General features: G+C 46.4%; 11 protein-coding genes. 10 read left to right on the forward strand and 1 reads right to left on the reverse strand.

Annotated features, from left to right (window positions below; genetic code table 11):
• Positions 1–821 precede the first annotated feature (821 nt).
• The 9 genes from folP (at position 822) to ruvC (ending at position 11,059) form a co-directional block, all read left to right on the forward strand.
• A complete protein-coding gene (folP, locus tag QGT73_RS15265) occupies positions 822–1,601 on the forward strand; it encodes a dihydropteroate synthase (RefSeq protein ID WP_280123011.1) in 780 nt (259 codons plus the stop codon).
• Positions 1,602–1,612: 11 nt separating this feature from the next.
• Positions 1,613–2,389: a diadenylate cyclase CdaA gene (gene cdaA, locus QGT73_RS15270; RefSeq protein WP_280123001.1), complete on the forward strand. Its 777-nt coding sequence runs from the start codon at positions 1,613–1,615 to the stop codon at positions 2,387–2,389.
• 149 nt (positions 2,390–2,538) lie between these two features.
• The gene (gene gyrB, locus QGT73_RS15275; protein ID WP_280123002.1) at positions 2,539–4,482 is read left to right on the forward strand and encodes a DNA topoisomerase (ATP-hydrolyzing) subunit B; all 1,944 of its coding nucleotides are present in this window, start codon (positions 2,539–2,541) and stop codon (positions 4,480–4,482) included.
• Between the two features lie 148 nt (positions 4,483–4,630).
• A complete protein-coding gene (gene rnr, locus QGT73_RS15280; RefSeq protein WP_280123003.1) occupies positions 4,631–6,877 on the forward strand; it encodes a ribonuclease R in 2,247 nt (748 codons plus the stop codon).
• Between the two features lie 82 nt (positions 6,878–6,959).
• Complete coding sequence (locus QGT73_RS15285) at positions 6,960–7,922, forward strand: polyprenyl synthetase family protein (protein WP_280123004.1); 963 nt, start codon at positions 6,960–6,962, stop codon at positions 7,920–7,922.
• On the forward strand, positions 7,923–8,696 hold the full coding sequence (locus QGT73_RS15290) for a TatD family hydrolase (protein ID WP_280123005.1): 774 nt from the start codon (positions 7,923–7,925) through the stop codon (positions 8,694–8,696). It abuts the gene before it with no gap.
• A gap of 56 nt (positions 8,697–8,752) precedes the next feature.
• Complete coding sequence (locus tag QGT73_RS15295; protein ID WP_280123006.1) at positions 8,753–10,192, forward strand: carbon starvation CstA family protein; 1,440 nt, start codon at positions 8,753–8,755, stop codon at positions 10,190–10,192.
• Positions 10,179–10,484 (forward strand): DUF4286 family protein, encoded by a 306-nt coding sequence (locus QGT73_RS15300; RefSeq protein ID WP_280123007.1) that lies wholly within the window; start codon positions 10,179–10,181, stop codon positions 10,482–10,484. Before QGT73_RS15295 ends, QGT73_RS15300 begins: the two co-directional genes overlap by 14 nt.
• Positions 10,484–11,059 (forward strand): crossover junction endodeoxyribonuclease RuvC, encoded by a 576-nt coding sequence (gene ruvC, locus QGT73_RS15305; RefSeq protein ID WP_280123008.1) that lies wholly within the window; start codon positions 10,484–10,486, stop codon positions 11,057–11,059. Before QGT73_RS15300 ends, ruvC begins: the two co-directional genes overlap by 1 nt.
• Before the next feature lie 45 nt (positions 11,060–11,104).
• On the opposite strand, the gene QGT73_RS15310 is transcribed toward ruvC, so the two are convergent.
• Positions 11,105–11,833 (reverse strand): glycosyltransferase family 2 protein, encoded by a 729-nt coding sequence (locus QGT73_RS15310; RefSeq protein WP_280123009.1) that lies wholly within the window; start codon positions 11,831–11,833, stop codon positions 11,105–11,107.
• A 135-nt stretch (positions 11,834–11,968) separates the two neighbouring features.
• Here QGT73_RS15310 and QGT73_RS15315 point away from each other — a divergent pair, with 135 nt between their 5' ends.
• Positions 11,969–12,925: a glycosyltransferase family 2 protein gene (locus QGT73_RS15315; protein ID WP_280123010.1), complete on the forward strand. Its 957-nt coding sequence runs from the start codon at positions 11,969–11,971 to the stop codon at positions 12,923–12,925.
• The last annotated feature ends 374 nt before the right edge of the window (positions 12,926–13,299 follow it).

A 13,299-nucleotide genomic window follows, 5' to 3' on the forward strand; every position in this document is an offset into this window, starting at 1 on the left:
CGCTAAGTTTTTTTATAATGAACGATTTGGCGATTCATTTGTATTTGATAATTCGTTATATTAACTTAAGTTTCAACTACTTCTGTAATTTTTACCGAATCATTGAATATATACTTATCGTAATAAATTCAAGAGTCGCGCCATTGACCGAGATTCGTTTGAAGCAGATGTAATGAAAATAAAATCCATCTCATAAAACCCGCCTGTCCACCCAGCGGGTTTTTAACATTTTGTTATCAAATAATACATATATTACTTAACTTTTGATACTCCTTGGATTAAATTTCAGCTATATAACCACGCGAATCACACAAATTATACACTACTAAAAATCAATTATATAGCAAATTTAACCCATAAATATCGTCTCAATTGGCGTCTTATTTCCTTGACAAAGATGACAAGAGGTTGTAATTTTGCAATGTAGAAATAAATTTGAATAAATCTCATTAGATAAAGAACAAGCATACGGAACGACGTCAGTGGATACCACTTTTCGTATAAATTGATGCATAGATTACCGTAAACGAATTGCATAATAGTAAATGTGTTTTTATGTTAGGTTTGTAGAGTCTTATTGCTAAGACGGCAAAGGGGTCACTCCGGGAGGAGAGGCCTCTTTGTTTTTACCATATCGCAGTTCTCGTCAAATAAAAAAACGGTGTCATTACTTTTGTGGATTGGACTTTTTTTGTTAATTTCGCAATCATATATACAATCCCGTCTCCAGGGATTCAATGCAGCCATAATTCATGAATGTATTCCGCCCATTCTCATTAAATATACGAGGAAAATTATACACATTCGATCGTCCCCTTGTGATGGGGATAGTCAATGTCACACCCGACTCATTTTTTGCAGACTCTCGCACATATGATGACAACGCCATAAAAGCCCGTGTCAGAAAGATGCTTGATGAAGGTGCTGACATAATTGACATAGGTGCATACTCTTCACGTCCGGGAGCCGACGATGTGAGTGTGGAAGAGGAGACAATGCGTATAGCTAAAGGAATGACGGCCATACGGCAGATAGCTCCCGACGCCATTATCTCGGTTGACACATTCAGGGCCGATGTGGCTCGGGTGGCAGTAGAATCATACGGCGCAGATATTATAAATGATATCTCGGGAGGAGGCCTTGATGATAACATGTGGAGCACTGTAGCACAGTTGCACGTACCATATATATTGATGCACATGCGTGGCACACCTGCTACCATGCAGTCAATGACTGACTACAAAAACGTTACGGCCGATGTCGTGAATGATTTGTCAGTCAAACTGCGAAAACTGCGCCTTGCAGGAGTTGCGGATGTGATTATCGATCCGGGATTTGGCTTCAGCAAAACCATCGAACAAAATTTTGATCTGATGCGCAATCTTGACATCATTGCCGAGACTCTTGATGCGCCTCTCCTTGTGGGCATATCGCGCAAATCAATGATAACCAAAAGTCTTAATATTAGTTCTGCCGATGCTTTAGCCGGAACAATCGCACTCAACACAATCGCGCTCATGCGCGGCGCATCAATAATCAGAGTTCATGACGTAGCCGAAGCAGTAGCTGCGTTAAGGATGTATCAGTTGTCTAATAAATAATTACAGAAAATTTGGAACAGTTCGGCATAAGAGACGCCTTCGATATAGCCATCGTGGCACTGCTTCTTTTTTATCTTTACAGGATAATGAAAGAAAGCGGCACAATTAATATATTTTTTGGTGTCCTCGCTTTTATAGTCGTATGGGTTCTTACCACCCAGATACTGAGCCTGAAACTGATCGGGACAATCCTTGATCAGTTTATGGGTATCGGATTGCTTGTACTGGTCATTTTGTTTCAAGACCAGATAAAACGCTTCCTTGTCGAGCTTGGCGACCACAAGCGATGGCGGTTCCTTAAAAATTTATTCCGTCATGAGAAAAACGATGGCGAAAACGACACCAGAAAATATGTGTTGCCCATTGTTTACGCATGCATGAACATGGCTAAGACCAAGACCGGCGCACTGATAGTTATCCGGCAGGAGATGTCGCTCGAATCATATGAAAAAAGCGGTGATATTATTGATGCCGACATCAATTCACGACTTATAGAGAATGTGTTTTTCAAAAACTCACCTCTTCATGACGGAGCGATGATAATCGATCGCGGCCGCATACGCAGCGCGGGGTGCATCCTTCCTGTCAGTCATGACCGTAATGTCCCTAGAGCTCTCGGATTGCGCCATCGGTCTGCGCTCGGCATATCACAGGCCACCGACGCATTTGCCATAGTCGTGTCGGAGGAGACCGGCAATATCTCTGTAGCACATAAGGGAGTGTTGCACACACGATTGAGTTCAACCGACCTCGAACATCGCATCTCTCAGATAATGGTAAACGACTAAAGTTCTTTCGGCAACGACACTTTCTGCCGCCAAGACCCGTCAGACGCAATTCGCGCCGTTTTTGTGAGATATTTTCTTCTTTGATATTTGAAGTTTTTTGCGTAACTTTGTATGCTGAAAACGCAAGAAAAATATAAACATATTCAGATATGTCAGAAGAAGAAAGAGAGAGAGAAGAACAATACAGTGCCAGCAATATCCAGGTGCTCGAAGGTCTTGAAGCTGTAAGAAAACGCCCCGCCATGTATATTGGCGACATCAGTGCCAAGGGTCTTCACCATTTGGTCTATGAGGTAGTCGACAACTCCATTGACGAGGCCCTGGCCGGGTTTGCATCACATATTGAAGTGACAATCAACCCCGACGACTCCATAACCGTTGTGGACAACGGCCGAGGCATACCCGTTGACATGCACGAAAAAGAACACAAAAGCGCACTTGAAGTCGTACTCACTGTGCTCCACGCAGGTGGTAAGTTTGACAAAGGCAGCTACAAAGTATCCGGTGGACTTCATGGCGTAGGTGTGAGCTGTGTTAACGCGCTGTCAACTTATCTCCGTGCCGAAGTGCGCCGTTCGGGAAAGGTATATATGCAGGAATATTCATGCGGCAAACCCACTACCGAGCTCAAGGTGATCGGCGAAAGCGAGACCACAGGCACGACCATAACCTTTAAGCCGGACGGCTCGATATTTACAGTCACTGAATATGACTACAACACCCTCGCGATACGCCTCCGCGACCTTGCATATCTCAACGCGGGCATCACACTGACTCTCACCGATATGCGTCAGCTCGACGCAGAAGGCAACCCCCGTCGTGAGGTATTTTACTCCAAAGAGGGTCTGCGTGAGTTTGTAGAGTATATCGACTCCAACAAAGAGTCGCTCATCAACGACGTAATACATCTCAATACCGAGCGACAGGGAATCCCCGTCGAAGTGGCTCTCACATACAATAGCTCTTACAACGAGAATGTACACTCGTTTGTAAACAACATCAACACCATAGAGGGTGGCACACATCTCAGCGGATTTCGCCGCGGTCTTACCACCACTCTCAAAAAATATGCTGAGGATAACAAGCTGCTTGAGAAGGTCAAGGTTGAAGTTTCCGGCGATGACTTCCGCGAAGGTCTCACAGCCGTAATTTCAGTAAAAGTGCTCGAACCTCAGTTTGAGGGACAGACCAAGACCAAACTCGGCAACAGCGAAGTAGCCGGAGCTGTATCATCGGCTGTGAGCGAAGCTCTCCGCAATTATCTTGAGGAACATCCCAAGCAGGCCCGCACAATCGTAGAAAAAGTAGCTCTGGCTGCTCAGGCCCGTCATGCCGCTTATAATGCGCGCAACAAGATACTCCGCAAATCACCTCTTTCGGGCGGCGGCCTTCCCGGTAAACTTGCCGACTGTTCTTCCCGTCATGCCGAAGACTGTGAACTGTTTCTCGTCGAGGGTGACTCGGCAGGTGGTACAGCCAAGCAGGGCCGCGACCGCACATTCCAGGCCATCCTCCCGCTGCGAGGCAAAATCCTCAATGTCGAGAAAGCCATGGACCACAAGATTCTCGACAACAAGGAAATCGAGAGCCTCTATCGTGCCATGCGTGTAACCATTGGCACGGAGGAGGATCCCATGGAAATCAACATCTCGCGCCTTGCTTACCACAAGATTATCATCATGACCGATGCCGATGTGGACGGCAGCCACATTGCCACGCTTCTCATGACATTCTTCTTCCGTCGCATGCGCCCCATCATCGAAAACGGCTATCTCTATCTTGCCACACCGCCATTGTTCAAGTGTACCCGCGGCAAGAATGAGGAATATTGCTGGACCGAAACCCAGGTGCAGCAGTTCATAGCTCAGCACGGTGACAAGACCAAGGTGCAACGCTACAAAGGTCTTGGCGAGATGTCGGCCGAAGAGCTTCGTGACACCACCATGGATCCCGAGCAGCGTCTGCTCAAACAGGTTAACATCACTGATGCCGCTGAAGCCGACCGCATCTTCTCGATGCTGATGGGCGAGGATGTGGCACCGCGTCGCGACTTTATCGAGTCAAACGCCAATTACGCCAACATCGACGCCTGACCTCCGTTCATTATTGAACCATTCATCCGTTTTGGCTATTATATTAAGTGAGAGATGCAAGATGCCGGTATGTCTGCTGAAAGTTCACCACTCCGGCAATACACACATACAGACATTTTGCACTCTCCCTCACTAAAAATCATCCACTATGTCAAAATCATCATCAAGCACTGCATCAGGGCGCAAAGCCTCGGCAATAATAAAAAAAGTCGAGGAGTTTGTCGCACAGCAGAAAAACAACACTTATAATTACAAGCAGGTTTCGCATGCGATAGGGGCCGGCACTCCGGCTCAGCAACGAAATGTCGCACTCCAGCTCGTTGAAATGGCATTTAATGGAGAGATTATTGAAGTTTCGCCCGGCAAATACAAGTCACCGCAACGAGGCAACGAGGCTATCGGCACGTTTGTACGACGCAGCAACGGCAAAAACTCGGTTGTCACCGACACCGACGGCGAAACACTATTTGTAGCCGAACGTAATTCAATGCACGCGCTTAACGGCGACCGTGTAAGAGTAAATATCGCAGCCCACCGCCGGGGAGCAGAGCCCGAGGCCGAGGTTATAGAGATTATCGAGAAAAAAGAACAGGTGTTTATCGGAACACTCAAGGTAGACCGTCATTTCGGCTACCTGCTCACCGACTCCAAATTTCTTTCCACCGATATATTTATACCCAAAAGCAAGCTAAAAGGTGGCAAGACCGGCGATAAAGCTGTGGTAAAAATTACCGAATGGAAGGATGACTTCAAAAATCCCACAGGTGAGGTTGTCGACATCCTCGGTGCGACCGGTGAAAATACTGCTGAAATCCATGCCATTCTCGCAGAGTTTGGATTGCCGTATAAATATCCTCAGGCTGTGGAGAAAGCAGCCGACAAAATCGGAGCCGGCATTACTGACGAGGAAGTAGCCCGACGTGTCGATATGCGCGATGTGCTCACATTCACCATTGACCCTGCCGACGCTAAAGATTTTGACGACGCTCTCTCATTTCGTCTATTGCCCAACGGCCACTACGAAGTGGGCGTGCACATCGCTGACGTTACTCATTACGTCAAGCCCGACACCATTATAGATAAGGAAGCACAAAAGCGCGCCACATCGGTATATCTTGTCGACAGGGTTGTGCCGATGCTCCCCGAGCATCTTTGCAACGGCATATGCTCACTCCGTCCCGATGAAGAAAAACTTGCTTTTTCCGTCATTTTCGAGATGGATGCCCAGGCCAAGATATACAGCTCCATGATATGCCGCACGGTCATCAAGTCCAACCGCCGATTCAGTTACGAGGAAGCGCAAAGCGTGATAGAGACAGGCATGGGCGACTGCGTGGAGGCTATTCTGGCTCTTGACTCAATGGCCAAGATACTCCGCAAAGCCCGGTATGAGGAAGGTTCGGTAGAATTTGACCGCGCAGAGGTAAAATTTGATATTGATAAAGACGGCACACCGCTTGGCGTATTTTTTAAAGTGTCGAAGGACGCCAACAAACTCATCGAGGAGTTCATGTTGCTTGCCAATAAGACTGTAGCGACATATGTGGGCAAACCCAAGGACAAGAAGAAGCCAAAGGCGTTTGTGTATCGTGTCCACGATGTGCCCGATCCGCAGCGTCTTGCCGACTTTGCCGCTATAGCCCGCAACTTCGGATATAAAGTCAAGTCGTCCGGCACACCGCGTGAAATCAACCGCTCCATCAACCGTATGCTTGCCGAGGTCAAGGGCAAAGGCGAGGAAAACTATCTTGCCACACTTGCCATCCGCTCTATGGCAAAAGCAATCTACACCACCGACAATATCGGCCATTACGGTCTTGGATTTGACTACTACACTCATTTTACATCCCCTATACGTCGCTACCCCGACATGATGGTACACCGTCTGCTTGAACGTTATCTCGCCGGCGGCCGTAGTGTGGTGGTGCAGAAACTCGAGGAGCAATGCAAGCATTCAAGCGAAATGGAGCAACTTGCAGCCAATGCCGAGAGAGCATCCATCAAATACAAACAGGTCGAATACATGCAATCACACCTCGGAGAGACATATTCAGGTATAATCTCCGGTGTTACCGAATGGGGACTCTATGTAGAACTCAACGACAATCTGTGTGAAGGTCTCGTGCCGATGCGCGATCTGGCCGATGACTTTTATGACTTTGACGAAAAGAATCATTGTCTTGTAGGTCGCCGTCGCAATCATCGTTACCGCCTTGGCGACAATGTCGACATCAAGGTAGCCCGAGCCGACCTCGAGAAGAAACAGCTTGATTTCGTGCTTCTCGATGATAAAGGCCAGGCTCTGAAGGGTGAGGATCACATGGGTAAAAAGGCCTCTGTCAAAGAAGTACTCGCCGACAAATCGCATGGAAAGAAAAAACGTCGCAAGAAATAACCGATAATCAGTTACATAATATAGGGGGATAGAGCCCTTCGCTCTGTCCCCTGTGTTTTTAACACATCCTCTTAACAGCCCCATGAAAGAATACTCAGAATATCTGCAAATAATCAAAGACGCTATATCCAACCTGCGTCTGCCTGAACAGCCGGCCGGACTGTATGACCCTATACGATACACTCTCGACTGCGGAGGCAAACGACTCCGTCCGGTGCTTACCCTTGCCGCATGCGAGGCTATGGGTAAAGAACCGATGACCGCCATACACCAGGCGATAGCAATTGAGATGTTTCACAACTTCACACTGCTGCATGATGACGTGATGGACAAAGCCGATGTGAGACGCGGACGCCCCACCGTACATATCAAATGGAATGAAGAGACAGCCATCCTGTCGGGCGATGCCATGCTCACAACCTCGACAATGCTGCTCGCAGTCAAAGCCGGCGAGCAGCTTGCGCAGGCTCTGGAGTTGTTTAACGGCACAGCCATGAATATCTATGAAGGCCAGCAGTATGATATGGACTTCGAAAGCCGCAACGATGTAACCGTCGAGGAGTATATGGAGATGATACGGCTCAAGACATCGGTCCTTCTCGGTTGTGCATGCGCAATGGGCGCACTCATGGCCGGAGCTCCTTTTGAGACGCAGGTGAGATTTTTTGATTATGGAGTAAATCTCGGCCTTGCATTCCAACTTCAGGACGATTATCTCGACACCTACGGAAATCCTGAAACATTCGGTAAAGCCATAGGCGGAGACATACTCAACGACAAGAAGACATGGCTTCTCATCATGGCCATGAACGAAGACACCACCGGCACCGTGCGCTCGCTGCTTGGGGACAACACCAATCCTGAGGAAAAAATCTCTAAGGTAAGAGAGGTATATAACGCGCTCAATCTTCCCGAACGTATTCACGAACTGATCAGTGCGTATATCGACACGGCAATAAAGAACCTTGACAACATAGAGCTATCGCCCGAGGCTCGCGTATTTTTCATGGACTTGGCTCTTAAATCAGCTACACGCGATAAGTAAATGACACTAATCGACACTCATACCCACCTCTACCTGCCGGAGTTTGACTCCGACAGGACTGAGGTGATGACACGGGCTATCAATGCCGGTGTGGCACAGATGATATTGCCTAATGTCGACTGTACCACCATTGCACCGATGCGTCGGTTGCATGAACAATATCCCGACATCACACATATGGCCATGGGTCTGCATCCGACTGAAGTAGGGGAGAGGTGGCGTGATGACATCAAAACCATTGCCACACAGCTTAATACCGATGACTTCGTTGCGGTCGGCGAGATTGGGATTGATTTATATTGGGACAAGACCTATATCACGCAGCAGATGGAGGCATTTGAAATGCAGGTAGGATGGGCGGCGGAAGCCGGGCTTCCTGTAATAATTCACTGTCGCGACGGACTCGATCAGACACTCGAAGTGCTCGACGACTTCAGAGGGCGCGTCAGTGGAGTATTCCACAGCTTTGGAGGGAATGCCGATGACGTGGAGCGTATAAGGCAGCGTGGCGATTTTTATTTCGGTATAAACGGCATCGTGACATTCAAAAATTCCAAGTTGCGCGATGTGCTTCCGGCCATCGGAGCGGAGCGGATTCTGCTCGAAACCGATGCGCCATATCTTGCCCCGGTGCCTTATCGCGGGAAACGTAATGAAACAGCCTATGTTGCGGAGACCGCTCGAATGATTGCCGATGCCCTGTCGCTCGACTTGGAGGAAATAGCGGATGTAACAACCGGTAATGCGAAAAAATTATTCTCTCGTATGGAATAAATGTGCAAAATCTCCGTTGTTAGATATATCTTAGCACATTACACACTGCAAAAACAATGATTACGTTTATAATTTGCCTTACCTTACTTGTTGCAGCATATTTCACTTACGGTACATACCTCGAAAAACTTGCTGATGCCGATGACACACGGCCCACTCCTGCACTGCGCTTGGAGGACGGCGTCGACTACATGAAACTACCGCGATGGAGAGTGTTTCTAATCCAGTTGCTCAACATTGCCGGTACCGGTCCGATATTCGGAGCCATATTAGGAGCATGCTTCGGCCCGGTAGCTTTCCTGTGGATTACCCTCGGATGTATATTTTTCGGAGCCATGCATGATTATCTGTCTGGCATGCTCATCCTGCGTAACGATGGAAAAAGTCTTCCCGAGATTATAGGAATTTATCTCGGCAACCGCACCCGTATGGTCGTGCGCATTTTCTCCATAGCCCTGCTGATACTTGTCGGAGCGGTCTTTATTCTCAGCCCGGCCCAGTTGCTGTCATCAATGGTAGAGGGATTATCCATGCAGGTGTGGGTCTACCTGATTCTTGCCTATTACATTATCGCAACTCTGCTTCCTGTCGATAAGGTTATCGGCAAGATTTATCCTGTGTTTGGTGTGGCTCTCGTGGCAATGGCTCTGGGGTTGCTCATCGTGCTCTTTACCGGGCAATACTCGATACCTGAACTGACCACTCTCCATAATTATCAGCTCAACCCCGAAGCCCTACCGATTATACCCACACTTTTTATTACCATAGCCTGTGGTGCCATCTCCGGATTCCACGCCACTCAGTCACCCTTGATGGCCCGATGTGTCACAAGCGAAAAAAAGTGCAAATCGGTATTCTACGGTTCCATGATTTCTGAAGGCATCATTGCTCTTATATGGGCTGCTATTGCAATGGCATTTTTCCACGGCCCTACAGCTCTTGGCGAGCAATTAGCCGAGCACGGCAACAATGCCGCATGGGCCGTCGATGTAATATCCAACACCACGCTTGGACATATCGGTGCTTTTCTCGCACTGCTTGGTGTAGTCGTCGCGCCCATAACATCGGGCGACACAGCCTTTCGCGGAGCCCGTCTCATTGTGGCCGACATATTCAATTATGACCAGCGACCCATAATGAAGCGACTCGTAATTTGCATACCGCTTTTTGTAATCGGATTCGCGATAACCCTTGTTGAGTTTGGTGTAGTGTGGAGATACTTTGCATGGGCAAACCAGACACTTGCTGTATTTACGCTCTGGACCATATATGTGTGGCTTGTCAAGGAGGGTAAAAACTATTGGGTTGCTCTTGTCCCCGCATTGGTGATGACATTTATTGTGTCATATTTCGTATTCATATCTCCTCAGTTCCTCGGTCTCACTGACAAACTGATAGCTTGTAGCCTCGGCATTCTCCTCACAATATTGGCGTTTGTCGCATGTTATCTGAAAGCTACACGTAAATCCATTATTAAAAAGCATGATAATTCTTAATACAACCTTCTATGTCCACGAGTCTATTGACCGTCTGTTTCATCAGTGGCTCCAACAGGAGTATCTCTCATCGGCCATGAAAGCCGGACTTGGCGAACCTTCTGTGGCGCGTCTGCTCATGGAGCCGCAGGAGGGCATGTCGGGCTATGCCGTACAGTTTGTAGCGGAGTCGGTAGAGTCTGCTCAGACATGGCATGACAATGAGGCCGCCTCATTGCGTGGCTTACTCAGCGGGAAGCATGGCGAACGGATATTGTTTTTCACTACATATATGGAACGACTACATCCGTGATGCTTCAAACAAAAGACTTTGACCGTATAATCATCGGCATTGATCCGGGTACAAACGTGATGGGCTACGGAGTGATTGGCGTGAATGGCAAGAAACCGTCACTTATAGCACTTGGAGTGGTGAAACTCAATAAATTTGAAAGCCACTACCTGAGATTGCGGCGCATATTTGAGCGTGTGCTCGGGCTTGTCGAAGAGTATCTGCCGGATGAAATGGCCATTGAGGCACCATTTTTTGGCAAAAACGTCCAGTCGATGCTTAAACTAGGGAGAGCTCAGGGGGTTGCTATGGCAGCCGCCCTCTCTCGAGACATACCAATTACCGAATACGAACCACGTAAAATCAAAATGGCTATCACCGGAAATGGTGCAGCCTCAAAGGAGCAAGTAAGAGAACTTTTGAGACGAATGCTCTCAATCTCTGAAAATCAACTTGCCAATCTCGAACTTGACGCAACCGACGGGTTGGCAGCCGCTTTATGCCATTTCTACGAATCATCCCGACCGACTATAACTTCCGGGCCCAAGTCGTGGAAAGACTTTATCGCAAAAAATCCCGACAAAGTGAAGATATGATAAGACATATGTCTGTCATACCCCACCTCATGTCAATTCCGATTTTCAAACCAGAAGTTTTATCACTTTCTTTATATGACGAAATAGGGTAGGTAGGAATCCGTAATAATACGTCATTATGTTGAATCTTTCAAATAAAGACCGCCAACGATTATTCGTAGTGACTCCCTCGTTGAGATAGTCAATCACGACTTCGTCAAGATACTGGTTTCGGAGAGACCGTTGCAGGCAGCGGATACACCATTCGTAATCAGCAGAATATTTGTAACGCGTATCAAAATTATTTGTGAGTTTGCGAAGCACGACAAAAGCCTGATGACATACCACCATACCATTGCTGAAACTTTCGAGTGTCAGAGTTTCGGGGGCCGTGAAATGTCTTGATCTGATGCGCTCGCGTCGGGCATTGACTATATCAGTCTGTCCGTATACAATTCCCGGATAGTCATTGTCCATTATGGCTTCGGCAAAATGTTCAAGTGTATTCGGCGTATGAAATGTGTCACCGGCATTAAGAAATATCACATAGTCGCCGTTGGCAAGTCCCAGCCCCTTGTTCATTGCATCATACAGTCCGCGGTCACGCTCGGAAGTAACGACACAATTTTCTATTTCTGCCTCTTTTACAATATCAACTGTATTGTCCGATGATAATCCGTCTATGACAATATACTCATAAAGCCGACAAGTCTGCTCCTTGACACTTGCAAGGGTAGGGCGGACAGTTGCTGATGCGTTATATGTAACTGTGATGATTGAAAAGAGCGGTTGCATATAAGTAAATTATAAATATATTATGAGGCTTTATCTGCGACAAAAATAGACTAAATAAATTTACCTGCCAAATTTTAGACCTTTTACACTGAAAAATTGACTAAAAACATTTATTTTTGTAACAAAATTGTAATCATGCGGCCTAAGTTATCTGTAATAATACCTATATATGGAGCGGAAAACAGCATTGAAAAATGTGCTGAATCACTATTCCGACAGACCCTTGATGATATTGAATACATTTTTGTCAATGACTGTACTCCCGACCGCTCAATAGAGGTGCTTCAATCGGTTATTGACCGATACCCCAATCGTCGAGATCAGATCAGAATCATCAATCTGCCTACTAACTTCCGCCTGGCAGCAGCCCGGAACATAGGATTGAAACAGGCCAAAGGATTATACGTAATACACTGTGACCCTGATGATTGGGTTGACACAACACTTTATGAGGACATGTATTCATTAGCCTCAAGACGCGATTACGACATAGTATCTTGTGACTATATGGTTGAATACGAGAATAATAGCCAAAATTTAATTAGACTGCCATCAGTAAATACACCGATGGATGTTTTATGTAGCAACCGCTACTATATATTCACGTTGTGGGCTCATATGGTAAGGCGAAGTATCATCACAGACAATTCTTTGGAATTCTTTTCTGATATCAACTGCTCTGAAGACGTTGGTTTTATGGCTCGTGTGTTTGCCGTAAGCAAAACCATCGGGCACAATTCAAATAAAAGCTATTATCATTATATAAAAAGTGAGCAATCAATCACGTCAAAGCTCAATAGCCCGCAAATTATCGCTCAAAGGATACAATGCCTGAATCTTATAGATAACTTTATGGCATCACATGGACTTGATGCAAGCCGACTTGCAATGTTACAACGATTGAAGCGGGACATTAAAAATATTTATTTGAGAAAAGAATCTCTGGAGCGTTGGGTGAAGCTTTTCCCGGAAGTATGCGACTGGGAGTGCAGACAACCGGGAGCATCATTGATATATAAACTTACATATTATCTATCACACAAAATCGGCACCTGGCCAATGCAATTGTTTTTATCTCGACCACACCGATGATGAGAATCCATCTGCGTATTCAGCGTAATCTCCGTACTTAACATAATACGATTTCATAATTAAATAAACAGGTTTATTTTCTCATAATCGGCATTATGTAAAATAGACCTTTGTTTTTATCTGTACTATTGGTGTTTTGATTGGATTTATTCAATCTCACCAAAAAACACATGCTCCCCCATCTATAGCACACGCCTTCTTAAAAAGTTTTAATTTAAATATGCCGAGTTGCACATCTTGACAAAAAAGGCTACCTTTGACCCAACTATCAATAGTTCGTTAAAAAATTATTCATAGGCTAAGCGGCATCTACCGCCAAGCCAAGGAGTTCTTTGACAAGTTTAGCATTTAAAGTCTTGTTCGGGTCAATTCCG

Source organism: Duncaniella muricolitica, from assembly GCF_910574735.1.
In the GTDB taxonomy this organism is placed as follows: domain Bacteria; phylum Bacteroidota; class Bacteroidia; order Bacteroidales; family Muribaculaceae; genus Duncaniella; species Duncaniella muricolitica.